The organism is Pseudomonas imperatae (genome assembly GCF_057128625.1).
In genome coordinates this window covers 70,177-92,674 of sequence record NZ_JBSKHP010000025.1, presented here as the reverse complement: position 1 = coordinate 92,674, position 22,498 = coordinate 70,177, and the positions used below count along the sequence as shown (strand labels likewise).

Annotated in this window: 20 protein-coding genes and 1 tRNA gene; 12 read left to right on the top strand and 9 right to left on the bottom strand. The window is 65.7% G+C overall.

The window, feature by feature from the left end; genetic code table 11:
* Nucleotides 1-21: 21 nt before the first annotated feature.
* A tRNA-Val gene (locus ACWKWX_RS25810) sits at nt 22-98 on the bottom strand.
* Nucleotides 99-306: 208 nt separating this feature from the next.
* On the opposite strand from ACWKWX_RS25810, the gene ACWKWX_RS25805 reads away from it, so the two are divergent.
* Both ACWKWX_RS25805 and ACWKWX_RS25800 read left to right on the top strand, forming a co-directional pair.
* The gene (locus ACWKWX_RS25805; protein ID WP_483829257.1) at nt 307-474 is read left to right on the top strand and encodes a hypothetical protein; all 168 of its coding nucleotides are present in this window, start codon (nt 307-309) and stop codon (nt 472-474) included.
* A gap of 94 nt (nt 475-568) precedes the next feature.
* Complete coding sequence (locus ACWKWX_RS25800) at nt 569-1,165, top strand: DcrB/PsbP domain-containing protein (RefSeq protein ID WP_416426454.1); 597 nt, start codon at nt 569-571, stop codon at nt 1,163-1,165.
* Between the two features lie 105 nt (nt 1,166-1,270).
* Here the strand turns inward: ACWKWX_RS25800 and ACWKWX_RS25795 are convergent, their stop codons facing one another.
* On the bottom strand, nt 1,271-1,930 hold the full coding sequence (locus ACWKWX_RS25795) for a UPF0149 family protein (protein WP_416426456.1): 660 nt from the start codon (nt 1,928-1,930) through the stop codon (nt 1,271-1,273).
* A 271-nt stretch (nt 1,931-2,201) separates the two neighbouring features.
* Here ACWKWX_RS25795 and ACWKWX_RS25790 point away from each other — a divergent pair, with 271 nt between their 5' ends.
* The gene (locus ACWKWX_RS25790) at nt 2,202-3,815 is read left to right on the top strand and encodes a methyl-accepting chemotaxis protein (protein WP_416427455.1); all 1,614 of its coding nucleotides are present in this window, start codon (nt 2,202-2,204) and stop codon (nt 3,813-3,815) included.
* 17 nt (nt 3,816-3,832) lie between these two features.
* Here the strand turns inward: ACWKWX_RS25790 and ACWKWX_RS25785 are convergent, their stop codons facing one another.
* Both ACWKWX_RS25785 and ACWKWX_RS25780 read right to left on the bottom strand, forming a co-directional pair.
* The gene (locus ACWKWX_RS25785; protein ID WP_416426457.1) at nt 3,833-5,011 is read right to left on the bottom strand and encodes a hypothetical protein; all 1,179 of its coding nucleotides are present in this window, start codon (nt 5,009-5,011) and stop codon (nt 3,833-3,835) included.
* A gap of 30 nt (nt 5,012-5,041) precedes the next feature.
* Nucleotides 5,042-6,034, bottom strand: coding sequence for a diaminopimelate epimerase (locus ACWKWX_RS25780; RefSeq protein WP_483829256.1), 993 nt, complete (start codon nt 6,032-6,034; stop codon nt 5,042-5,044).
* Between the two features lie 101 nt (nt 6,035-6,135).
* Here ACWKWX_RS25780 and ACWKWX_RS25775 point away from each other — a divergent pair, with 101 nt between their 5' ends.
* Together ACWKWX_RS25775 and ACWKWX_RS25770 are read left to right on the top strand one after the other, a co-directional pair.
* Nucleotides 6,136-7,011, top strand: a complete 876-nt coding sequence (locus ACWKWX_RS25775; protein ID WP_416426460.1) for an alpha/beta hydrolase — start codon at nt 6,136-6,138, stop codon at nt 7,009-7,011.
* 73 nt (nt 7,012-7,084) lie between these two features.
* Nucleotides 7,085-7,954 (top strand): formate/nitrite transporter family protein, encoded by an 870-nt coding sequence (locus ACWKWX_RS25770; RefSeq protein ID WP_416426461.1) that lies wholly within the window; start codon nt 7,085-7,087, stop codon nt 7,952-7,954.
* A 69-nt stretch (nt 7,955-8,023) separates the two neighbouring features.
* Here ACWKWX_RS25770 and ACWKWX_RS25765 read toward each other — a convergent pair whose 3' ends face one another.
* On the bottom strand, nt 8,024-9,091 hold the full coding sequence (locus ACWKWX_RS25765; RefSeq protein ID WP_483829255.1) for an MBL fold metallo-hydrolase: 1,068 nt from the start codon (nt 9,089-9,091) through the stop codon (nt 8,024-8,026).
* Between the two features lie 269 nt (nt 9,092-9,360).
* Here ACWKWX_RS25765 and ACWKWX_RS25760 point away from each other — a divergent pair, with 269 nt between their 5' ends.
* From ACWKWX_RS25760 to ACWKWX_RS25750, 3 genes are all read left to right on the top strand, one after another.
* The gene (locus ACWKWX_RS25760; RefSeq protein WP_416426463.1) at nt 9,361-10,419 is read left to right on the top strand and encodes a diguanylate cyclase; all 1,059 of its coding nucleotides are present in this window, start codon (nt 9,361-9,363) and stop codon (nt 10,417-10,419) included.
* Between the two features lie 116 nt (nt 10,420-10,535).
* A complete protein-coding gene (locus tag ACWKWX_RS25755; RefSeq protein ID WP_483829254.1) occupies nt 10,536-13,112 on the top strand; it encodes a bifunctional diguanylate cyclase/phosphodiesterase in 2,577 nt (858 codons plus the stop codon).
* A 165-nt stretch (nt 13,113-13,277) separates the two neighbouring features.
* On the top strand, nt 13,278-14,453 hold the full coding sequence (locus ACWKWX_RS25750) for a GAF domain-containing sensor histidine kinase (protein ID WP_416426466.1): 1,176 nt from the start codon (nt 13,278-13,280) through the stop codon (nt 14,451-14,453).
* On the opposite strand, the gene ACWKWX_RS25745 is transcribed toward ACWKWX_RS25750, so the two are convergent.
* Nucleotides 14,450-14,935 carry an SRPBCC family protein gene (locus ACWKWX_RS25745; protein ID WP_416426467.1) on the bottom strand — a complete coding sequence of 162 codons (486 nt, stop codon included), beginning with the start codon at nt 14,933-14,935 and terminating at the stop codon, nt 14,450-14,452. The two genes, ACWKWX_RS25750 and ACWKWX_RS25745, sit on opposite strands and share 4 nt — an antisense overlap.
* Before the next feature lie 268 nt (nt 14,936-15,203).
* On the opposite strand from ACWKWX_RS25745, the gene ACWKWX_RS25740 reads away from it, so the two are divergent.
* Nucleotides 15,204-16,859, top strand: coding sequence for a phosphoethanolamine transferase (locus tag ACWKWX_RS25740; protein ID WP_416426469.1), 1,656 nt, complete (start codon nt 15,204-15,206; stop codon nt 16,857-16,859).
* A gap of 13 nt (nt 16,860-16,872) precedes the next feature.
* On the opposite strand, the gene ACWKWX_RS25735 is transcribed toward ACWKWX_RS25740, so the two are convergent.
* Nucleotides 16,873-17,358, bottom strand: a complete 486-nt coding sequence (locus tag ACWKWX_RS25735; protein WP_473004274.1) for a GyrI-like domain-containing protein — start codon at nt 17,356-17,358, stop codon at nt 16,873-16,875.
* 139 nt (nt 17,359-17,497) lie between these two features.
* Here ACWKWX_RS25735 and ACWKWX_RS25730 point away from each other — a divergent pair, with 139 nt between their 5' ends.
* A complete protein-coding gene (locus tag ACWKWX_RS25730) occupies nt 17,498-18,286 on the top strand; it encodes a helix-turn-helix domain-containing protein (RefSeq protein ID WP_416426471.1) in 789 nt (262 codons plus the stop codon).
* A gap of 272 nt (nt 18,287-18,558) precedes the next feature.
* On the opposite strand, the gene ACWKWX_RS25725 is transcribed toward ACWKWX_RS25730, so the two are convergent.
* Nucleotides 18,559-19,206 carry a LysE family translocator gene (locus tag ACWKWX_RS25725; protein ID WP_483829253.1) on the bottom strand — a complete coding sequence of 216 codons (648 nt, stop codon included), beginning with the start codon at nt 19,204-19,206 and terminating at the stop codon, nt 18,559-18,561.
* Nucleotides 19,207-19,455: 249 nt separating this feature from the next.
* Between ACWKWX_RS25725 and ACWKWX_RS25720 the strand changes: the two genes are divergently transcribed.
* Together ACWKWX_RS25720 and ACWKWX_RS25715 are read left to right on the top strand one after the other, a co-directional pair.
* A complete protein-coding gene (locus tag ACWKWX_RS25720) occupies nt 19,456-20,523 on the top strand; it encodes an NAD(P)H-dependent flavin oxidoreductase (protein WP_473006898.1) in 1,068 nt (355 codons plus the stop codon).
* 27 nt (nt 20,524-20,550) lie between these two features.
* A complete protein-coding gene (locus ACWKWX_RS25715; protein WP_483829252.1) occupies nt 20,551-21,738 on the top strand; it encodes a trans-sulfuration enzyme family protein in 1,188 nt (395 codons plus the stop codon).
* Between the two features lie 67 nt (nt 21,739-21,805).
* On the opposite strand, the gene ACWKWX_RS25710 is transcribed toward ACWKWX_RS25715, so the two are convergent.
* Nucleotides 21,806-22,402 carry a DUF998 domain-containing protein gene (locus ACWKWX_RS25710; RefSeq protein WP_483829251.1) on the bottom strand — a complete coding sequence of 199 codons (597 nt, stop codon included), beginning with the start codon at nt 22,400-22,402 and terminating at the stop codon, nt 21,806-21,808.
* Nucleotides 22,403-22,498 lie beyond the last annotated feature (96 nt).

Sequence of the window (22,498 nt, the reverse complement as noted above, 5' to 3'; positions counted from 1 at the left end):
CCCAGCAGAGCGGATTTTGTTTGGTAGGCGCGATTGGACTCGAACCAACGACCCCCACCATGTCAAGGTGGTGCTCTAACCAACTGAGCTACGTGCCTGCTGTGGGGCGGCATTCTACGGATTTAACGCGGGCTGTCAACACAGGCGTGCGCAATTGTGACAACTGCGCCAGGCTGGGGACTACACTGACTACCTGGAATGTTGAATCAGGGAGGCTGTCTCGTGAAAAGAACAACGCTGTCACTTGCCCTTTGCTCTGCCCTTCTCGCGCTTTGCGCCTGCTCACCCGACCCCAACGCGCCCAAGGTGGACTACCGCAGCCTGCTCACCGCCGACCAGCAACTGGACCCTGCCAAGGTGCAGGACGCCCGCGCCAAGTGCGCCGCCATGCCCGCCAGCCAACAGAACGACAACGACTGGTGCGCCGCCGTGCGCAAGGCGGCCGATTGCGTCAAGGAAAGACTCTGCCCCTGACGTGCTGCACTTGCGCGCAGGATAAGCTTGCAGCACCCTTGCTTCCCCGCGCCGTGCCCCACCCCCCGGTGGCGCGGCTGTCCAGGAGCAACCGATGTTTCGTACCCTTTCCCACGCCGCGCTGATCGCCGCGGCCCTGGCACTGGCCGCACCGGCCATGGCCCAGACCCACGCCCATGCCAAGCACGCTGCACCCGCGAAAAAGCCTGCGCCCACCGGGCCGAAGGTAGCGACGCTCAAGGGCAAGTTCAGCTTCACCCTGCCGGCCGGCTACGTGGCCAGCAGCATGGACGCAGGTGATGAAAAGGACGGCACCACCGGCGCCAGCGGCACCCTGTACCAGAGCGAGAAAGAAAAGCGCGTGGTGATGGCCAGCGAAGGCCCCACGCCGCAGCAGGCCAGCGTCAGCGACTACGACCCCGCGTTCCTCGACGCCGCCGTGCAGGACTTCGTCAAGCAGCAAAGCGCCGGTCTGCCGGACTTCAAGAAGACCGGCGAGAAGGAATTCACCATCAAGGGCCTGGGCGTGCGGGAAATCGACAGCACCGCCACCCAGGGTGGTGGCCGCACGCTGTCGAGCACCTTCCTGGCCGGGTCAGGCACCAGCATGTCGATCGTGCAGGTGATCTCGCGGGCGGATGACCAGAAAGGGCATGAGGCGTTGGTGAAGAGGATTGTGGCGGGGAAGTGACGCTAATGTAGGCGTTGCCGTGGCCCTGATCACACTGGACATATCCGGTGAGGTTCAGGGCCAGCGCAGCCTTCGGCAGCGGCTACAGGACGGTGGAACCCAGCCTTAGTGCAAACAGCACTGCTTGAACTTCTTCCCGCTCCCACAAGGGCAAGGGTCATTGCGCCCCACCTTCTCCCCCGCCCGCACCGGCTCGCTCGGCTTGCGCTGGGCCAGCCAGTAGGCGTGCAGGGTCAGCGCGCCGATGCAGACCATGTCGGCCGCTTCTTCCGGGTCGATTTCTTCCTCTTCGGTTTCGTCGTCGTAGGTGTGGATGAGGATGCCGGCCAGCAGCTCCTGTTCCTCTTCCGGCAGGCCCGGCCAGCCGTCGCCCATGACCACGCCGCGCTCGTAGCCAAAGCACCAGTCTTCGACGCTGAGGGTGAAGTGGCCGTCTTCGTGCTCGTCTTCCATGAAGATGGGCGAGAACTCTTCGGCGTTTTCGATCAGCTTGCCGGCGATTTCGTTCATGTGCTGGATGACCAGGCTGATGAAGCGCTCGCACTGCTGATCGCTTTCCCACTTGGGTAGGAATTCGACGCCGCCCCACAGCGCCTCGAACCACTCTTCGAACGGGATCACCACCGGGCCGGACACCAGCGCGGTCAGGTAGCCGTCAAGCTCCGAGGTGTTCCAGACGGAGGTTTCGCTCTTGTATTGCTCAAGCATCGACTCGATGAAGTCCCATTGGGCATCGGTCAGGGGTGCAGCGCTTGGAGTGGTCATGGGTTTGGGCCGTGGGGAGATAGATAACAGTGTAAGTCGATTTACCGCGCAACGTAGTCCGCTGGGCAATAGCTGGGCGGCATTATGACGGCTTGCCGTGGGAAGCACGGCTTGGATGACAAATTTATTTCGCAAAAGTGATGGAGTGTCATAAAGCCATCATGCGCAACTGTTACAACCGCTGGCGTCGTTTTCAAATGAGTCAGCCGCCGTGAACCTTCGTTTTTCCCTGCGCCGCACGCCTTCCTCCCGCCCTGCCCTGCTGCGCCGCATGAGCATCGGCAAGCGCCTGCTGGCCAGCTTCGGCCTGTGTGCCCTGCTGCTGGCCGGGCTGGGCGGCCTGTGCCTGGCGGCGATGCAGCACATTCGCCACCAGGGCGAACTGATTGAACAGGGGCCGCTGTCGAGCATCGCCCAGGCCGATGCCATCGCCATCGACCTGGGCAAGATGCGCACCGAGGCCGCGCTGCTGCTGGTGTACGCCAATGACCCGGCCGAGCTGGTGAACCGCAAGATCAACCTGCAGCAGCTGAGCACCGAGGTGGACCAGGGCTTCACCCAATACCTGGCCAAGGTACCGGAAGGCACCGAGCACGACTCGATCAAATTGCTGCAGGACGCTTCCCAGCAGTTTGTCAGCCTGTTCAAGCAGGCCATCGACCTGGTGGAACAGAAGCAACTGAGCGAAGCCACTAACCTGTCCAACAACGGCCTGGCCAACCAGGGCGCGCTGATGGACATGCAGGTGCAGTTGCTGCGCGAACTGAACAAGCAGACCAGCGCCCAGGCCCTGGAAAACACCGCCAGCACCTTCGGCAAGGTGCAACTGGTGCTGCCCATCGCCATTGCCGTGGCGCTGGCGTTGATGCTGCTGCAGGCCTGGCGCCTGAGCGTGAGCATCACCCGGCCGCTGCGCCAGGCGTTGCAGGTGGCCACCACCGTGGCCAACGGCGACCTCAGCCAGCCCGTAGTCGCCCACGGCCAGGATGAGGTGGCGCAACTGCTGCAGGCATTGGGGCACATGCGTGACCAGCTGCACGGGGTGATCCAGCAGATCGGCGGCGCCGTGGGCCGGCTCAACTCGGCCACCCAGGAGATGGGCGCGATCATGCACGACAGCGCCCAGGGCCTGCAGCAGCAATACAGCGAGATCGAGCAGGCCGCCACCGCCGTGACGCAGATGAGCCAGGCGGTGGAGGAAGTGGCCGGCAATGCCGTGGAGACCTCCACCGAGTCGCGCAGCTCCAGCACCGCCGTGCGCGAAGGCCAGCAGCAGCTGGACGAAACCATGGCCGACATCGGCGCCCTGGCCGACCAGGTGGAGCAGGCCAGCCTGCGCGCCCAGGCCCTGGCCACCGAAACCCTGGGCATCAGCAAGGTGCTGGAGGTGATCCGTAACGTCGCCGACCAGACCAACCTGCTGGCGCTGAACGCCGCCATCGAGGCGGCGCGCGCGGGCGAAGCCGGCCGTGGCTTTGCCGTGGTGGCGGATGAGGTGCGCGGGCTGGCCCATCGCACCGGCGCCTCGACGCGGGAGATCGAGCAGATGATGGCAGGCATTCACACCGGCACCGGCCAGACGGTGCAGGCCCTGGCAGAAAGCGCAGCCCAGGCCGGCCGCACCCGTGAGCGGGCGCAGGTGGCCAAGGACGTGCTGGGCAGTATTTCCAGGTCGGTGGCGGGTATCGACGAGCGCAACCAGGTGATTGCCACCGCGGCCGAACAGCAGGCGCAGGTGGCGCGTGAAGTCGACCGCAACCTGGTGCGCATTCGCGACCTGTCGATGCAGACCGCCAGCGGCGCGGCGCAGACCAGCACGGCCAGCCAGGAACTGGGCCGCCTGGCGGTGGAGCTGGACGGGATGCTGGGGCGGTTTTCGTTATAACCCTGCCGCCGCCGGTGTCAGTTCGCCGGCAGCGCCAGCTTCACCCCACCCGGGTGCTGCGCGATCACGCCATAAGGCAGCACCGACCACTCCGTGCCCTCGCACATCCGCGCCACCCGCGCAAAGCTTGGGCCGAAGGCGATGCCTTTGTCGGTGAAGTGCCAGGTGGGGAAGTTCCACACCTGGGGGTCGCTGTAGTCGCAGTCGTTTTCATCCGCCGGCTTTTTCATCTCGTTGGGGTACAGCTGCTTGAACTGTGCCACCAGCCACGGCGCCAGGGATTTCTCCCGGTAGTTGGAGAATTTGTCGAAGTCCACGTCAGCCTCTTCCGACTGCTGCGCACCTTCGCGGTCGTCGTAGTGGAACGCCGGGCCCTCGCCCACCCACAGCACATCTTCCAGCGACAGCGGCTTGCCGTGGTTGACGTCGAAGTTGATCGGCGCATCGCCGAAGTCCGGGTGCGCGCCGCCGCAGTAGTAGCTGGTGTAGACGCTGACGCTGACCACTGCGGGCGACAGGAAGGTGGGCGTCACGGTCTGGTCGTACTCGCCTTCGCCGAAGCGGGTGCTGCCCAGCATGCACTCGTGGTAGCTGACCACCTCGCTCCACAGCCGCGCCCGCAACGCCTGGTTGACCCGGGTCAGTTGCGGCTCGGGGTAGCCGGACGCCACTTCGAACAGCTGGATCTTCGAGTTGGGCTCGCCGCGCCACTGCAGCGGGTAGCCCATGAAGGTGTCGCGCTTGCCATTCACCAGCGGCAGTTGCAGCAGGCGCAGGTAGTCATAGGGGGCGTTGTCGTGCAACTGCACCCAGAATGGGTCGGCGCCGGCGGCGGTGTCGGGTACCTGCGCCGGCTTGAGCTGGACCTTCAGCGCCTTGCCGCCGCTCTTCTGCCACTGGCCCTCCCAGCCGTCGTCACTGGCGTGCTGCAGCTGCAGGCGCGGGCGCGGGGTGTCGCTGTTGTCGTCGAGGCCTTCGTCCAGGGTCAGCTGGTCGTCGGCCAGGGTGCCGGACAGGGCCAGGTCGCGGTGGTATTTCTCGTAGAAATAGCGCCCGCTGACCTGCTCGGGGTTGGTCATGTCGAGGTCAACCACCACCGGCATGCCTCCCAGGGTACCGGTGTACACCTGGGCTTGAACCGCGCCGGCCACAAGGCTCAGCGACAACACACAAGGCCGCAGCCATCCATTGGTCATGGAGAAAATCCTTACAGGGCAATACGCCGATTATGGCTGAAGGCTGGCGGTACCGAATAGCTGCACTGCCACCAGTTCGCCCTGCTGCTCCTGCAGCCGCAGGGGCGCGGTGCCGCCGGGCATCTGCACCCGCACCTGCCCGGCCTGCACCAGGCCCACGCGCCAGGCCGCGCAGGCCACGGCGGTGGCGCTGGTGCCGGAAGATTCGGTGGCGCCCTCGCCGCGCTCGAACACCCGTGCCTCCAGGTGCTGCGGGCCACGCCAGGCGGCCCATTGCAGGTTGATGCCGGCCGGGCACGGCAGGCCCTTGCCCTGGCCACCGCTGCGCGAATAGGCAATGGCGGTCAGCGCCGCGTCCAGGGCCGGGGCGCGCAACTGGGCCATGCTCGGCAGGGCCTCGGCGCTGTCGAGCCATGTCACGCAGTGGGGGTTGCCGATGCGCACGAAGACGCTGCGCTGCCAGTGCTCGTCGATGGCCGCCAGGCTCGCCACGGCAGCCACCGCGTGGCCGTTGAACGTGGCCGCCTGTACCTGCTCGGCGCCCACGGCCTGGGGCCCGAACGCCGGCGCCCCCAGGTCCAGCCAGAAGCCCGGCACGCCCTTGACGCTGGCCGGCTCGACGCTGACCGGTACTGGCGACAGCGCGTCGGTTTTGTCATGGTGCACGTTGAGGGTGAAGGCCTGACCGCCGCTGACCTGGCCCTGGTCGCTCAAGGCCTGGGAAAAGATGGTCAGGCCGTTGCCGCTGCGTTCGGCCAGGCTGCCGTCGGTGTTGACGATCAGCAGGTCAAACGGCGCCTGCGCCTGGAAGGGCCCCACCAGCAGGCCATCGCTGCGATGGGCCTTGGCGCCAGCCGGGCGCGCGCCTTCGGGCCAGTCGCACAGGGCGGCGACGGCGGCCTGGGTCCACTGCTCGCGCGTGGCGGCGGCCTGGGCAGCGCTGGCCGGCACGTCGACGCCCAGGCGGCGCAGGTGTTCGGGGGAGCTCACTACGTAGCGATTGCCACGTGCGTCATACAACATGGGGACAGCCTCGCAATGACTGGAAATACACCGACCTTACCGGGAATCGCTGCCGCTGAGTACACTCGTGGCCTTTGCCTTCCAACCCCAGGAGCGGCGCCATGCCCTCGCTGATCCGTCGCCGCTGGCGCGCCCTGAGCCTGCTGGTGCTGATACTGCTGGCGCTGCCCTACGGCTGCTCGCGCCTGGCCTACAAGGAGCGCGAGCTGCTGTACAGCATCGAACCGGGCACTGCCAGCTGGTTCAACGGCGTGCCCGCGGGCGTGCAGCAGATGAACATCCCGCTGGACAACGCCCAGCACCTGCACGCCTGGTGGTGGCCGGCGCCGGGCCGGCACGCGCCCACGGTGCTGTACCTGCACGGCACGCGCTGGAACCTCACCGCCCAGGTGCGGCGCATCACCGAGCTGCGCAACCTGGGCTTCTCGGTGCTGGCCATCGACTACCGCGGCTTCGGCGACAGCCCCGGCGGCCTGCCGTCGGAGGCCAGCGTGTACGAGGATGCCCAGGTGGCCTGGCAGCGCATGAGCCAGCTGCAACCCGACGCCGACAAGCGCTTCATCTACGGGCACTCGCTGGGCGGCGCCATTGCCATCGACCTGGCCCAGCGCCTGACCCGGCAACCTGAACCCCAGGCCGCCGGCCTGATCATCGAGTCCACCTTCACCGACCTCGGTGACGCCGCGGCGGCGGTGATCCACACCTCGTTGCCGGTGCGCTGGATCATGTCGGAGAAGTACGATTCCATCGACAAGATCGGCAGCGTCGGCCTGCCGGTGCTGATCGTCCACGGCACCGACGACCGCTACGTGCCACCGCGCTTCAGCCAGGCGCTGTACGACGCCGCCCACGGGCCCAAGCAGCTGCTGCTGGTGCCCGGCGGCACGCACCTCAACAGCATGACCCTGGGCAGCGCCGACTACGCCCGCGCGCTGCACCAGCTGTTCGGCCTGAAGGCCACGCAGGGCGCCGGCTGACGCAACTTTCGGGGCCCGCGCGGGGTCATCTTCATAGGCATCCGCCGGTCCCGTGAACGCAGTCAGGAGCCCCATGGACAGTCAACAAGGCAAGACCCCGGGCCTGTCGCCCGACGAGGAACAGGAAGTCCATGAAAACCAGCCGCCGCGCGCGGCCGTGCTGCACGAAATCATCCGCACCCAGGGCGAGCACGAGCTGTCGCGCAGCGTCGCCGCGCTGTGGTGGTCGGCGCTGGCCGCCGGGCTCACCATGGGCCTGTCGCTGATGGCCATGGGGCTGTTCAACTCACGGCTGCCGGACGTGGAAGCCAGCAAGGTGATCGCCAGCCTGGGCTACTCGGCCGGATTCCTGGCGGTGATCCTGGCGCGCCAGCAGCTGTTCACCGAGAACACCCTGACGGCAGTGCTGCCACTGATGAGCCACCCTACCCTGGCCAACGCCGGCAAGCTGCTGCGGCTGTGGGCAGTGGTGCTGGTGGGCAACCTGGTGGGGGTGCTGCTGGTGTCCTACGTGATGCTGCACCTGCCGATCTTCGACACCCAGACCGACAAGGCCTTCCTGGAAATCGGCCGCAAGGTGATGGAGAACGACGTGTCGCAGATGTTCGCCAAGGGCATCGTCTCGGGCTGGATGATCGCCACCATGGTGTGGATGATCCCGTCCCAGGAAAGCGCGAAGCTGTGGATCATCATCCTCATCACCTACCTGATGGCGCTGGGGGACTTCACCCACATCGTCGTCGGTTCGGCGGAGGTGTCCTACCTGGTGTGGGCCGGCGAGCTGGGCTGGAAGGAGTTCTGGCTGACGTTCGCCGGGCCTACCCTGGCGGGCAACATCATTGGCGGCAGCTTCATCTTCGCGCTGATCAGCCACGCGCAGATCCGCAGCGACAGCGGCACGCCGCCGCCGGACAAACCGAATGCAAAACCTGGAGAAACGTAACCTGTGGGAGCTGGCTTGCCAGCGAGCTTTTCAAAAAACTCGCTGGCAAGCCAGCTCCCACAAGCACTATCAAGCGCTGGTAGCTACGTCGGCAGCACCGGTTGGTAACCCCTCCCACCACGCCGCGCCCTGTTGCGGCGCAAGCAGGTTCACCCGCTCACCCATCTGCGGCGTGCTCACCGGCACGCCTTGTGCCCGGGCCAGTGCCACGATGCGCTGGAACGGCTCTTCCCAGTTGTGCGAGGACAGGTCGAAGGTGCCGTTGTGGATGGGCAACAGGCAACGCCCGCGCACGTCCAGGTGTGCCTGCAGGCTTTCCTCCGGTTGCATGTGCACGCTGGGCCAGTTGACGTTGTAGGCGCCGGTTTCCATCAGCGTCAGGTCGAACGGCCCGTAACGCTCGCCAATCTGCTTGAAGCCGTCGAAATAGCCCGAGTCGCCGCTGAAGAAGATCCGCAGGTCAGGCTCCATGATCACCCACGACGCCCACAGGGTGCTGTTGCTGTCGAACAGGCTGCGCCCGGAGAAGTGCTGGGTGGGCGTCGCGGCGAAGCGCGTGCCGGCCACTTCGGTCTCCTGCCACCAGTCCAGCTGGCGTACCTTCGCGGCCGGGATGCCCCATTCGATCAGGCGGTCGCCCACGCCCAGGGTGGTCAGGAAGCACTCGGTCTTGTCGGCCAGCTGGCGAATCGCGCTTTCGTCCAGGTGGTCGTAATGGTCGTGGGAGAGGATGACCGCGGTGATGGGCGGCAGCTGCTCGATGCCCAGCGGCGGTTGGTGGAAGCGCTTGGGGCCAGCCCACTGCACCGGCGAGGCGCGCTCGGCGAAGACCGGGTCGGTAATGAAGAAGCGCCCGCGCAACTTCATCAGCAAAGTGGAATGGCCCAGGCGCCACAGGCTGGCATCGGGTGATGCAAGCAACTGCTGTTTGTCCAAGTTGTGTACAGGTATTTGCTGATGCGGCCGGGTGCCCGGCGGCTTGCGCAGCAGCAGGTACTTGAAGCCGATGCGCAGCTTCTTGAGAAAACCGTCACGGGGCAGCACCGTGGCGTTGCGGAACTGGCCGCCCACTCGCCGGGAGCCGTCAGCTTCCCCGGTGGCAGCGACTTCGGCGGCGTTCAATGACGATTGACTCATGATAACCAGTACTCCGAGGATCGGGGCGGCCACCAGGCCGTCCATTGCAGGCGCCCCACGGCTGTAGAGAATACCCCTACACCCGGCTCGGGGGAGCCCCTAGGTGTTACAACGCGTGTCCCAGTGCCACTACGGAACGAATAACCGTTGAAATGGCTTGCAAGGCCACTGCCAATGTCCACATTATTTATGCGATAAACCGCACAAACTCTACAAAATCCAACACCCTGTACAAGAATACGGCTGCAATCAGCCCGGTAACTCGACTTATGGAAAACCGCACGGGCAAGGGGTTGTCGTTTGCCAAACGCATTTATGCACCGCGAGTACTGGGCACCGCCCTCTGCCTGATCAGCGTCCTGGCAGGCGTGTACCCGCTGGCACCGCCCACCTGGCTACTGGCCCTGCTGGCCGTGAACGGCCTGGTGTGGCCGCACATTGCCTATCAGCTGGCGCGCAACGCCCAGGCGCCGTTCGAGGCCGAGCGGCGCAACCTGCTGTGCGACGCCCTGTTCTGTGGATTTTGGGTCGCCGTGCTGCATTTCAACCCGCTACCGTCGATTACCCTGCTGTCCATGGTCACCATGAACAACGTCGCCGGCGGCGGCCTGCGCCTGTTCCTGCATGGCCTGGGGGCGCAGTTGTTGGGGATGCTTGCCGCGGTGACGCTGTTCGGCCTGGGCTGGGCGCCGCAATCCACCCCCGCCCAGGTGCTGGCCTGCCTGCCCATGCTGACCCTCTACCCCCTGGCCGTGGGCTGGGTGTGCTACCGCCTGGCCATCCAGCTGTCGGAACACAAGCGCACCCTCAGCGCCCTGAGCCGCACCGACAGCCTCACCGGGCTGCTCAACCACGGTGCCTGGAAGGATGCGCTCAGCACCAAGTTTCGCAAATGCCAGCGCGACCACACCCCGGCGGTGCTGGCGCTGATCGACATCGACCACTTCAAGGACATCAACGACAGTTTCGGTCATATCGTCGGCGATGAGGTGTTGCGCCACCTGAGCCTGCAACTGCAACGCAACCTGCGCGACACCGACCTCGCCGGCCGCTACGGCGGCGATGAGTTCTGCGTGATTCTGCCCGGCGTCACCATTGCCCAGGCCTGCGAGGTCATGGAGCGCCTGCGCCTGGTGTTCCACGCCTACCGCCACCATCAGCTGGAGCCGCTGCGCGTCAGCCTGAGCATCGGCCTGGCCGCCTGCCGCCTGGACCTGGGCGACGCCGCCGCCTGGCTGGACGAGGCTGACAAGGCCCTGTACCTGGCCAAGAACACCGGCCGCAACCGCGTGAATATCTGCGCCGCCGACCTGTTATTGCTGACCTGACCCGACAATCGGACGATCGGCAGGAACAAATCTGGATCCAGCTGCTTCTATAGATCAGGACGTCTTCATGCTGTGCGCCCTCGCCCCGGCATGTGCCACAAGGATGCGCCTGATCCATGGACAGCACACTCGCAGCGCCGCGACACCAGGTGTTTACCCGTAAGCTGCTGGCCATTGTGGCGTGCCTGTTCGCGCTGACCTTGCTGGCGGCCATGGGCATGTTGATTGAAATCGCCAACGGCTTGAATGCCGACCAGCAGCAGAAGTCGACCTTCTACGCACAAAAGGCCCTGGACACCCGCCAGGCCAACTCGGCCAACCTGGTCAGCAGCCTGGCCGTGTGGAACACCGCCTTCCAGCACCTCAATGGCCCGGTCGACCGGCAATGGGCGTTTGGCGAACGCAACCTGGGCCCGGCGCTGTTTGGCCAGCATGGCTACGACGGCGTGTTCGTGGTGGACAGCCGCGGCACCAAGTACGCCCTCTACCAGGGCCAGCTGAGCAACGCGGCCATCAAGGATTTCATCGCCACGCCACTGCACGAGCTGATCCAACAGGCCCAGGCCGCCGTGCCCGGTGCGCCGGCCGTCAGCGCCGTGGTGATGTTCAACGGCTGGCCTGCCCTGCTCAGCGCCTCGCCCATCCTGCCCGACGACGACAGCCCGCAGCCGGCCCCCGCCGATACCTCGGTGCTGCTGTTCGCCGACCTGCTGACCCCGGCCAAATTGCGCCCCCTGGGTGACAGCTATGGCCTGCAGGGCCTGTCGATCCAGAGCCACGCCACCGGTGCACTCGATCAGCCCCGGCTGGCCCTGGGCGACACCGGCTATGACCTGACCTGGACCGCGCCACGGCCAGGCAACCAGCTGCTGTGGCAGGTGCTCCCCACCCTGGTGGCCGCCTTCGTGGTGCTGGCCCTGCTGATGGCCTGGTTCTTCCGCTACGCCCTGCGCACCGCCCGCCAGATCGAGGACGGCTACACCCGGCTGCACCGCACCAACCGCGCCCTGGAAGCCAGCGAAGAGCGTTTCCGCGCCGTGGCCGAAGCCGCCTCGGACTGGATCTGGGAAACCGACCAGCACTGTCGCATCAACTACCTGTCCGCACGCTTCGCTGCCGTCACCGGCTACACCAGCCAGGACTGGGTGCATCGCGCCATCGACCAGCTGCTGCAGTGCGAGACCACGCCCCTGCAAGGCTGGCTGCACAGCCTCGACGACAGCCCCGCCGCCACCAGCCTGCGCTGCGCCTACCGCGACCACGGCGGCCAGTTGCGCTATTGCCGGCTGGCGGCCCGCGCCATCATCAGCGACCACCAGATCGTCGGCTACCGCGGCACCGCCAGCGACATCACCGACGAGGTAGCCGCCCATGCACAGATCCAGCACCTGTCGATGCACGACCCGCTCACGGGCCTGGCCAACCGCAACCAGTTGGCAGGGTATTTCGACCAGCTGCGCAGCCAGCCTGGCCCACTGCTGGTGACCCTGCTGGTGCTGGACCTGGACAGCTTCAAGCCCATCAACGACGCCTTTGGCCACCTGGCCGGGGACGCCGTGCTGCTGGAGGTGGCCGCGCGCCTGCGCGACTGCACCCGCGAGCGCGACCTGGTGGTGCGCCTGGGCGGTGACGAGTTCGTGCTAGTGCTGAACGGCATGAGCACGCACCAGGAAATCGATCGTTTCTGCGCCCGCCTGGTCGACAGCCTGCACCAGCCCATCGACTACCAGGAGCACCCGCTGCACGTGGGCGCCAGCCTGGGCATCGCGCAATCGGCGCAGCAGGGCCTGGACCCGGACGAGCTGATCCGCTGCGCCGACATTGCCCTGTACCAGGCCAAGGCCGACGGCAAGAACACCTGGCGCTATTTCTCCGCGCACATGCGCGAGCGCATCCAGCACCGCCGCCAACTGGAACAGGACCTGCGCCTGGCGGTGAAGAATCAGGAGTTCGTGCTGCACTACCAGCCCCGCTACCGCCTGTGCGGCATGGAGATCGTCTCGGTGGAAGCGCTGGTGCGCTGGCAGCACCCGGTGCACGGCCTGCTGGCCCCCGACACCTTCATTGGCCTGGCGGAGGAAACCGGGTTGATCGTGCAGATCGGCCGCTGGGTGCTGCGCGAAGCCTGCGATGCCGCCCGCCACTGGCCGGCGCCGCTGATGGTCTCGGTGAACCTGTCGCCGGCGCAGTTCGCCCGCAGCGACGTGGTGCGCGAGGTGCGCGACGCCCTGGTGCAGACCCAGTTACCGGCCCACCGCCTGGAACTGGAAGTGACCGAAAACGTGATGATGCACGACATCGAGAACGCCCTGGGCACCCTGACCGCCCTCAAGGAGCTGGGCGTGAAGCTGAACATGGACGACTTCGGCACCGGCTATTCCTCCCTGGGTTACCTGCGCACCTACCCCTTCGACAGCCTGAAGATCGACAAGCGCTTCATCGCCGCCCTGGAAAGCACCGACAGCGACCGGGCGGTGGTGCAGGCGATCATCAGCCTGGGCAAGGCCATGGGCCTGACGGTGACCGCCGAGGGCGTGGAAAACGAGCAGCAGTTGCAGACGCTGTGCAACGACCAGTGCCACGAAGTGCAGGGTTACTTCATGAGCCGGCCCATCGACCGGCAGGCGCTAACGGCGCTGCTGGGCATCGGCGCCCTGCCTAGCAGGACCCCACGGGTACCCGAACTCCCCTGACCGTAGCAGCGGCCGCCAGGCCGCGTCGGCGCCACACCTCGCACACCGCGCCGCCTGTGACGCGGCCTGCAGCCGCTGCTACGGTGAAAATCGCTCGACTTGCCGGCCAGACTTTGGGAAATTCAGCGCTTCCTGAGTTTTTGCTCATCTATCAGTGGAACCGCCATGGCGAATACTCTTGCTGCCGACATCGCCACCATCGGCCGCATCAAGGCCGTGCCCGCCATCCTGCAGGTGATCTGCGAGAGCACCGGCCTGCGCTTCGCCGCCGTGGCGCGGGTTACCGACAGCCACTGGACCGCGTGCGCAGTGCGCGACGACCTGGGCTTTGGCCTGGGCGTGGGCGGTGATCTGGACCTGACCACCACCCTGTGCCACGAGATCCACAGCAACCACCAGGCCATCGTCATCGACCAGGCCAGCGCCGACCCGCAGTACTGTGACCACCACACTCCGCGCCTGTACCAATTTGAGAGCTACATCTCGGTGCCGCTGTTCCGCACCGACGGCAGCTTTTTCGGCACGATTTGCGCCCTCGACCCGCGCCCGGCCAACCTGCGGCAAAGCCCCATCCAGGCCATGATGGAGTCCTTCGCCCGAGTGGTGGCGTTGCAGATGGAAAACGATGACAGCCACCAGCAGACCGAGGCGGCGCTGACCCATGAGCGGGAAATCGGCGATTTTCGCGACCAGTTCATCGCCGTGCTCGGCCATGACCTGCGCAACCCGCTGTTCGCCATCGGCGCAGGTGCCGAGCTGCTGTTGCGCAAGACCCAGGATGAAAAAAGCCGCGGCATCATCCAGCACATCCTCACCGCCGGCCAGCGCGCCGCGCAGTTGGTGGAAGACGTGCTGGACTTCGCCCGCGGGCGCCTGGGCAACGGCATCACCGTGAAGCTCGAGCAGCGGCCGGACCTGGCCCAGGCCTTGGCTCATGTGGTGAATGAGGTGCAGCGGGTGCACCCGCAGCGCCGGATCGACCTGCGCATCGAGCAGGCCCTGGACGTGCGCTGCGACCGCGACCGGGTGGCGCAGTTGCTGTCGAACCTGGTGGCCAACGCCATCTACCACGGCGCCGAAGACGCCGTGGTCACGGTCAGCGCCGAGCTGCGCGAGCAGCACTTCGTGCTCAGCGTGCACAACCACGGCACGCCGATCGACGCGGCCATCATGGCCCAGTTGTTCCAACCGTTTTCACGCCGGGCCAGCGGCTCGCCGCAAAGCGGCCTGGGCCTGGGCCTGTACATCGCCAACCAGATTGCCCTGGCCCACGGTGGCCAGATGCAGGTGCACTCCAGCGCTGCGGCCGGCACCCTGTTCAGCTTCCGCATGCCGGTCTAGACCAGGCGCGACACCACCTCCACCATGCGGTCCAGGCTCTGCCCCCAACCATCGTGAAAGCCCATCTGCTCGTGGGCCTCGCGGTCGGCCGCGCTCCAGTGCAGGGCGCGAGCGGTGTAGCGGGTCTTGCCGTCGATGTCCTCCAGGCTGATGACCGCGGTCATGAACGCCCGCGCCGAGGGCACCCAGCCGGGCTTGAAGGCGTCGGTGAACACCAGGCGGTGGGGTGCGTGGATGTCCAGGAACACGCCTTCGCTGGGGTATTCAGTGCCGTCCGGGGCGCGCATTACGGTGCGGAACAGTCCGCCCACCCACAGCTGCATCTCGCACACCGGCGTGGTCATGCCGTGGGGCCCCCACCATTGGCACAGCAGGTCGGGCTCTACCCAGGCGCGAAACACCACGCTGGGCGGCGCATTGATCAGGCGGGTGATGGACAGTTCGAATTCAGCCGGCGGCGTGTCCAGAGGGTGAAGGCTCATTTTATTATTCTCCTTCGTCGGCGGGCGTTTACACCCGGAAACGCCACTATGGCGGCAAACCCGTCAAAGGGCGAAAGCGCAATTAGGAATAATATTCCCGCTAGTAAGACCCAAGCCCGTGCGATCATCGCCAAAACAAGAGCAGCGTTGAACCGCAGCTGAATCAGCACGCATATTCACGTTTTTTTGACGGTTCGACGGCTAGATTTTCCCGCCCGCATGGGCACACGTTTTGTAACAGCACGGCAAAAGGCGAGGAGCAGTGAAGATGGTGGCAAGTCAGGGCAGACGGTTTCAGATCAGTTCAACACGGCTGGTATTGTTGTTTTCATTGGCCATGGTGCTGTTCTACAACCTGGCGACCTGGGAGGCACTGGCCAACCTGATTACCCTGGAAGGCCCCAAGCGCGTGGGCTTCTACCTGTCCTTCGGGCTGTTCCTGTGGGCCACCTTCACCCTGCTGCTGACCCTGGTGTCGTTCCGCCCGCTGCTCAAGCCGGTGATCACCATCGTGGCGCTGGCCTCGGCGGCAGCGGCATACTTCATGAACGACTACGGCATCGCCATCGACACGGTGATGATCCAGAACGTCATCGAGACCAACCCGGCTGAAGCCAAGGCGCTGCTGAGCCCGAAAATGTTCGGCTACCTGCTGGTGCTCGGCGTCATCCCCTCGGTGCTGGTGTGGTGGCTGCCGGTGCAATACCGCCGGTTCTTCCCCGGCCTGCTGAACAAGGTGCTGGTGGCCGTGGCCTGCCTGTTGGTGGTCGCGGTGTCGGTGGGGGCGTTCTATTCCACCTACGGGCCTATTTTCCGCCAGCCGGACAAGCTCACCCACTTCATCAACCCCAGCAACTACATCTACGCGGTGACCAAGCTGGCGAAGTCGCGCTACTCGGTGAAAGAGAACGTGGTGGTGCAGCAAGTGGGCACCGATGCGGTGATGAGCGCGGCGGCCAAGGCCCAGCCGAAGAAGAACCTGATGATCTTCGTGGTCGGTGAAACCGCCCGCGCCGACCATTTCTCGCTCAACGGCTACGAGCGCGAGACCAACCCGGAACTGAAGAAGCAGGACATCCTCAACTTCACCCGCGTGCACTCGTGTGGCACCTCCACCGCGGTGTCGGTGCCGTGCATGTTCTCGATGTTCCCGCGCAGCGACTACAGCGACAAGAAGGGCAAGACCTACGAGGGGCTGCTGGACATCCTGCAACGTGCCGGCGTGCAGACCGTGTGGCTGGATAACAACAGCGACTGCAAGGGCACCTGCCTGCGCATCCCCAACCACGACATTCCCAAGGACCAGAAGAGCCCGTTCTGCGACGGCACCAACTGCCTGGATGAGTCGCTGCTGGTGGGCCTGCAGGACTACATCGACGGCCTGAAGGACAACGCCATCATCGTCCTGCACGCCGACGGCAGCCACGGCCCGGAATACTACGACCGCTATCCGAAGGACAAGGAAGCGTTCCAGCCGGTGTGCCGCACCAACCAGCTGGGTAGTTGCACCCACGATGAGCTGGTGAACGTGTACGACAACACCATCCTGTACACCGACTTCTTCCTGTCCAAGGTCATCGACCTGCTCAAGCAGAACCAGGACAAGTACGACACCTCGATGATCTACGTGTCGGACCACGGTGAGTCGCTGGGCGAGAACGGCATGTACCTACACGCCGCGCCGTACAGCATTGCCCCGGAAACCCAGATCCACGTGCCCATGGTGATGTGGTTCGGCAAGGACACCCTGGCCCAGGAAGGCATCGACCGCGCCTGCCTGAAAGCCAAGCAGGACGAGGGCGACCTGAGCCACGACAACATCTTCCACTCGGTGCTGGGCATGTTCCAGATCCAGACCGGCGTGTACCAGTCGGGCCTGGACATGTTCCACGATTGCCGCCGCGCGCTCACCGCCGGGCAGTGAGCGCCACTGCCGGTCAGTCCTTGACCGGCAGCCAGATTTCCAGCCGGCCATTGCCCGTGGCCGGCTCGTAGTCATCGCTGTAGCGCTCGAACTCGGGCGCATCGGCCGCTTCCAGGCCCGAATTGGGCAGCCACAACTGCCAGATGGCCTGGAAGGTCTGGCCCAGCCCGGATATATGCCCCTGATGCTCGAACACCGCGTAGCGCTGGGGCGCCAACTTGATCCAGCGGAAGTCCTGCGGCAGTTCCCGCTCGGTCTCCACCTCCACCCCAGCGATGTATTCGAAGCCGCCCACCCCGTCGGGGTTGCAGCACACGCCGTAGCTTTCATGGCCCAACTGGCCGGGCACCTTGCCCAGGAACGGCACGAACTCGCGCCACAGCGCCTCGATGCCGCTGGTGGTGTCCTGGGTGAAGCGGTCGGACAGGCCGGCAATGATCATCGCCCGGCCCTGCTCGTAGCGCACCGGTTCGATACCGGTGGGTTCAATGCCTGTCATGAATACCTCGCATCCTGAGTGTGCAAACACTGTAGCAGCGGCCGCGAGGCCGCGTCACAGCCCCCCGCGAATCCCCCGCTTGCGGGCCAATTCCCCCTTGCGTTAACGTTCAGACCTCCCGCGCCCCGGAAAAGTCGGCATGAACCTGATCACCGAAGACTGGCACGCCGGCGCCGTGGTCGAAGCCTGCTGGGTTCGCGCCGAGGCCGCCAGCTTCCCCCGCCACACCCACGACGAATACGTGCTGGGCACCAACCTCACCGGCGTCGAGCACATCTGGCTCGACGGCCGCGCCCTGGAAGCCCCCGCCGGCGCCATCACCCTGTACAACCCGCAGGCCATGCAGGCCTCGCAGTTCAGCCCGCAGGGCGTGGAATACATCAGCCTGCACCTGGCACCCGAGGCGGTGGAACAGGTGGTGCGCGACAACAACCTGGCCGGCAGCAGCTTCGAACAGGGTGTGTTTCACCACGCCGGGCTGCAACGGGCCATCCTCGACTTCGCCCGCACCCCCGGCGCCCACCGCGCCGAGCAGGAAGAGGCCTTCATCCACCTGCTGTGCCAGTGGCTGCAGCCAGGCCCCGGCAAGGCCGGCGAACAGCACGCCAGCGTGCTGCGCAGCCTGGAATACCTGCAGGATAACCTGGGGGAGAAGGTGGACCTGGAAGTGCTGGCCGGCGTGGCCGGCCTGAGCAAGTACCACTTCGTGCGCTGCTTCAAGAAACAGACCGGGCTGGGGCCCCTGCAGTACCAGATGCAACTGCGCCTGCTGGAAGCGCGCAAACGCCTGCGGCGCCAGCAGCATTCACTGCAGATAGTGGGTGAGTTGGGGTTTTACGATCAGAGCCACTTCATCAATGCGTTTCGCAAGGTGATGGGCGTGACGCCGCAGGCCTATGCCCAGGCCTTCAAGACAAGCCGCCTGTAGCCGCTGCCGCAGGCTGCGCTGGCCTGTCTCCACACCGAAGATCTCCAGCGGGGCAAAGGGCCAGCGCAGCCTGGCGGCAGCGGCTACAGGGGGATCAGTGGCCGAAAATGTTCGACTTCTTCGCGCGTTTTTCAGCGCGTTTCTCTTCAGCGGTACGGGTTGGTTTTTTCTTCGCCGCTTTTTTCGAATCCATGCCTTTCATGCTATGCACTCCCCTGTTGGGTGGATGGTTCTAATAGGTATAACACCTGCGCCAGCGGCGTGCGGACTATTTAAACCGCCGCCTGGCCAACGATGAACTCCTGGTAGCCCGAGCCGATCACATAGGCCGCGAACCAGGCGAAAATCCCTGCGGAGGCCAGGTAGGAATAGCGCAGCAACTTGTCCCCCAGCAGCTTGCCGCCCTGGCTGGCCGCCGTGCAGATCGCCACGCACCACAGCACGCCGGCGCAGAAGAACCCCGCCAGGAACTGCCCGGCGCTCAGCAACCCGCCGCCGCCCGAACGGGAAATCAGCGTGCCACCCACCGCCGCGAACCAGAGGATGGCGCTGGGCGAGGACATGGCCAGGAAGATGCCCCGGGCAAACTCCTTAAACCCCGAGCGGGCGGTGGCTAGATCGTTGGCCTGCAAAGCGCTGTCATGGCGCCAAGCGCTGAGCAGCATCTTCACGGCGAAATACACCAGCAGCAGCGAGCCGCCCACCCACAAGCCCCAGCGCACCCAGCTGTACTGCAGCAGCACGGTCATGCCCACCAGCGCCAGGATCGCGTAGGCCAGGTCGCCGAAACAGGTGCCCACGCCCAGCCAGAAGCCTTGCAGGTAGCCACGCTGCATGGCCAGGGTGATCATCGCGATATTGGCCACGCCAATGTCCAGGCACAGGGAAAGGCTTAACAGGAAACCGCTGGAGAACTGCATGTAACGTGTCCACAAGGCAGGTGAAAGAAGCCGCCATTGAGCCAGAAGCCTGCGCCCCGGTATTGGACAAAATTGCGCTGTGGGAGCTGGCTTGCCAGCGAGCTTTTCGGGCCCCAACAGCTCGCTGGCAAGCCAGCTCCCACAGGTGATATTCCCAGGGTTCATGTCAGTTAGTGGCGGGAGCGGGTTTATTAATAACTGCGCGGCTTCTAGGATGCTGGCATGCATACACCACTGGAGGGCCGCATCATGACGGACGCACGCACGCTGTTGGGTATCCGCACCCCCATCATCCAGGCACCCATGGCCGGCACGGCCACGCCGCAGCTGGCGGCACAGGTCAGCAATGCCGGCGGGCTGGGGTCCATTTCCATTGCCGCGGTGGATGCCGAGGCGGGGCGCACGATGATCCGCCAACTGCGCGCACTGACCGACCAGCCCTTCAACATCAATGTGTTCTGCAACCGGCCGTCGACGCCCGACAGCACGGTGGAAGGCGCCTGGCTCGAGCACCTGCAGCCGTTCTTCGCCGAATTCGGCGCCCAGGCGCCTGCCGCGTTGCATGACATCTACAGCAGCCTGTACGACGACGAAGCGCAATTGCAGGTGCTGCTGGACGAACGCCCGCCCATCGTCAGCCTGCACCTGGGCCTGCCACCGCAGGCGCGCATCGACGCGTTGAAGCAGGCCGGCATCGTGCTACTGGCCAGCGCCACGTCCTTGGAGGAAGCGTTGCGGGTGCAAGCCGCCGGGATCGACGCGGTGGTGGCCCAGGGCGCCGAGGCCGGCGGCCATCGCGGCATCTTCGACGAGCATGGCGCAGACGAGGAACTGGGCACCCGTGACCTGGTGCGCCTGTTCCGCGAGCACCTGCACATGCCGATCATCGCCGCTGGCGGCCTGATGGATGGCGCCGACATCGCCGAGGTGCTGGCCCTGGGCGCGGTGGCGGCGCAACTGGGCACCGCGTTCGTGCTGTGCCCCGAATCCGCCGCCAACCCGGCCTACCGGCAGATGCTCGGCAGCGCCCGGGCCGGGCGCACGGCGTTCACCCGGGTGATTTCCGGGCGGCCGGCACGGGGCATCGTCAACCGCTTCATGCTCGAGGTGGGCGCGCCGGGCCATCCGCCCGTGCCCGGCTTCGGCATTGCCTACAACGCGGGCAAGAAGCTGATTGAAGCCGCCGCCAAGGCCGGCTCGCCGGAGTTCGCTGCGCACTGGGCCGGCACCGGTGCCGCCAGGGCGCGCGCCCTGCCCGCCGCCGAACTGCTGGCAGCGCTGACGGACGAATACCACGCCGCGCGGTCTACTCTCTGACAGGACAACGTCTTGAAGGAGCCAGACATGGCCAAGGACACCGCGCGCACCCTGGGGATCCGCACCCTCGCCGTCCACGCCGGGCAAACGCCCGACCCGAGCACCGGCGCCGTCGCCACGCCGATCAGCACCGCCTCGGCCTATTCCTATGGCGACTTCGACACCGGCGAACAACGCTTCAGCGGCGAGAGCCCGGGGTTCATCTACAGCCGCTTCGCCAACCCGACGGTGGCCGCGCTGGAGGGCAAGATGGCCGCGCTGGAGGGTGGCGAAAGCGCCGTGGCCTTCGCCAGCGGCATGGCCGCCATCTGCGCCAGCGTGCTGGCCCTGGTGTCCAGCGGCGACGAGCTGATCCACGTCGGCACCCTGTACGGCGGCACCGAAGGGGTGATGCGCAACCTGCTGCCTCGCTTTGGCGTGCGTTCCCTGCACGTGGCCACGGTGGACCAGCTGGAAGCGGCGATCACGCCCAAGACCCGGTTGATCTTCGCCGAAACCCCGGACAACCCCATGCTCGGCATCGTCGACCTGGCGCAGGCCGCACGCATCGCCCGCGCCCACGGCATCGTCACCGTGGCCGACAACACCTTCGCCACCCCCTGCCTGACCCAGCCGCTGAGCCTGGGCATCGACGTGGTGGTGCATTCGGCCACCAAGTTCATCGGCGGCCATGGCGATGCCACCGGCGGCGTGGTGGTGGCCAGCCGCGCGCTGGTGGAGAAGATTCGCGGCGTGGGCCTGAAGCAGTTCGGCGGTTGCCTGAGCCCCTTCGAGGCGTCATTGCTGATCCGCGGCCTGAAGACCTTGCCGCTGCGGGTGGAAGCCGCGTCGCTGAGCGCCGAGCGCATCGCCCGACTGCTGGACGCCCACCCGGCGGTGACCACGGTGTTCTACCCTGGCCTGGACAGCCACCCCGGCCACGCCGTGGCCCGGCGGCAGATGAGCCGCTTTGGCGCGTTGATGGCCTTCGAGCTGAAGGGCGGCAAGGCCGCCGCGCGCACCTTCCTCGACAGCCTGACCCTGGTGACCCAGGCGGTGTCGCTGGGCGACACCGACTCGCTGGCCTGCCACCCCGCCTCCACCACCCACAGCGCGGTGGCCGAGGACATTCGGCGGCAATATGGGGTGACAGAAGGATTGGTGCGCTTGAGCGTGGGAATCGAAGACGTCGAGGACCTGGAACACGACATCACCCAAGCCCTGGACACCCTGTAGCAGCGGCCGCAGGCCGCGTCCCGCACCACCGCGGTGCCATGGACGCGGCCTGCGGTCGCTGCTACGACTACGCTTTGCGGCGTAGCAGGACGACCGCGAAGATGGCGGTCCAGATGGCCGAGGCGAAGGTGTTCACCCGCTCGTACAGGCCGTGCCCCACGAGGTTCTTCGCCGAAATGGCCACCATAGGCAGGGTCACCAGTGCCACCAGGGTGAACGCCATGGAAAGGAACGCCAGGCCACGGAAGCCTTCCAGGCGCAGGCCCAGGCGCACCCAGATGGCGCCGGCAGCGATCAGGCTCCAGGCCATGACCAGGCCGGCAATATGGTGAACCTGCTGGGCGGCCGACGGATCGTCAAGGCTGCACCCGGCATCACAGGCAAAGTCACCGGTGACAAAACTGGCCAGGCCATGCAGCACAATCAACAGGCCGCTGACACGGCCCCACGCCGATTGTGGAAATGTCTTGTAAACACCAACCCCAAACAAAATGAATAACAAACCAAGCGGAAAGTTATTAATGATCGGCGCAATAAAGTGTGTCGGCGCATCCACCGCACCCAATACACTCATGGACTGTTCAAACTGGCTGTAGTCCGGGTACAGGCTGCCCAGGATCAGCAAGGCAACTGCCAGCCAGAAAGGCGTCAGCAGGCCAGCCACATACAGCGGTTTCAAGGGAAGGGATTTCAAGCGAACACTCCGCGGGCAATAATTGGCGTGGACCTTACTACACTGGGCACGGCCACGTCACGGCCC

Excerpts from the sequence above, each read along its gene's own strand:
- ACWKWX_RS25725 (WP_483829253.1), bottom strand. The coding sequence starts at position 19,206 with ATGCAGTTCTCCAGCGGTTTCCTGTTAAGCCTTTCCCTGTGCCTGGAC.
- ACWKWX_RS25730 (WP_416426471.1), top strand. The coding sequence starts at position 17,498 with ATGAACCTGATCACCGAAGACTGGCACGCCGGCGCCGTGGTCGAAGCC.
- ACWKWX_RS25755 (WP_483829254.1), top strand. The coding sequence starts at position 10,536 with ATGGACAGCACACTCGCAGCGCCGCGACACCAGGTGTTTACCCGTAAG.
- ACWKWX_RS25715 (WP_483829252.1), top strand. The coding sequence starts at position 20,551 with ATGGCCAAGGACACCGCGCGCACCCTGGGGATCCGCACCCTCGCCGTC.
- ACWKWX_RS25780 (WP_483829256.1), bottom strand. The coding sequence starts at position 6,034 with ATGTTGTATGACGCACGTGGCAATCGCTACGTAGTGAGCTCCCCCGAA.
- ACWKWX_RS25770 (WP_416426461.1), top strand. The coding sequence starts at position 7,085 with ATGGACAGTCAACAAGGCAAGACCCCGGGCCTGTCGCCCGACGAGGAA.
- ACWKWX_RS25795 (WP_416426456.1), bottom strand. The coding sequence starts at position 1,930 with ATGACCACTCCAAGCGCTGCACCCCTGACCGATGCCCAATGGGACTTC.
- ACWKWX_RS25800 (WP_416426454.1), top strand. The coding sequence starts at position 569 with ATGTTTCGTACCCTTTCCCACGCCGCGCTGATCGCCGCGGCCCTGGCA.
- ACWKWX_RS25760 (WP_416426463.1), top strand. The coding sequence starts at position 9,361 with ATGGAAAACCGCACGGGCAAGGGGTTGTCGTTTGCCAAACGCATTTAT.
- ACWKWX_RS25745 (WP_416426467.1), bottom strand. The coding sequence starts at position 14,935 with ATGAGCCTTCACCCTCTGGACACGCCGCCGGCTGAATTCGAACTGTCC.
- ACWKWX_RS25720 (WP_473006898.1), top strand. The coding sequence starts at position 19,456 with ATGACGGACGCACGCACGCTGTTGGGTATCCGCACCCCCATCATCCAG.
- ACWKWX_RS25750 (WP_416426466.1), top strand. The coding sequence starts at position 13,278 with ATGGCGAATACTCTTGCTGCCGACATCGCCACCATCGGCCGCATCAAG.
- ACWKWX_RS25740 (WP_416426469.1), top strand. The coding sequence starts at position 15,204 with ATGGTGGCAAGTCAGGGCAGACGGTTTCAGATCAGTTCAACACGGCTG.
- ACWKWX_RS25785 (WP_416426457.1), bottom strand. The coding sequence starts at position 5,011 with ATGACCAATGGATGGCTGCGGCCTTGTGTGTTGTCGCTGAGCCTTGTG.
- ACWKWX_RS25765 (WP_483829255.1), bottom strand. The coding sequence starts at position 9,091 with ATGAGTCAATCGTCATTGAACGCCGCCGAAGTCGCTGCCACCGGGGAA.
- ACWKWX_RS25775 (WP_416426460.1), top strand. The coding sequence starts at position 6,136 with ATGCCCTCGCTGATCCGTCGCCGCTGGCGCGCCCTGAGCCTGCTGGTG.
- ACWKWX_RS25735 (WP_473004274.1), bottom strand. The coding sequence starts at position 17,358 with ATGACAGGCATTGAACCCACCGGTATCGAACCGGTGCGCTACGAGCAG.
- ACWKWX_RS25790 (WP_416427455.1), top strand. The coding sequence starts at position 2,202 with ATGAGCATCGGCAAGCGCCTGCTGGCCAGCTTCGGCCTGTGTGCCCTG.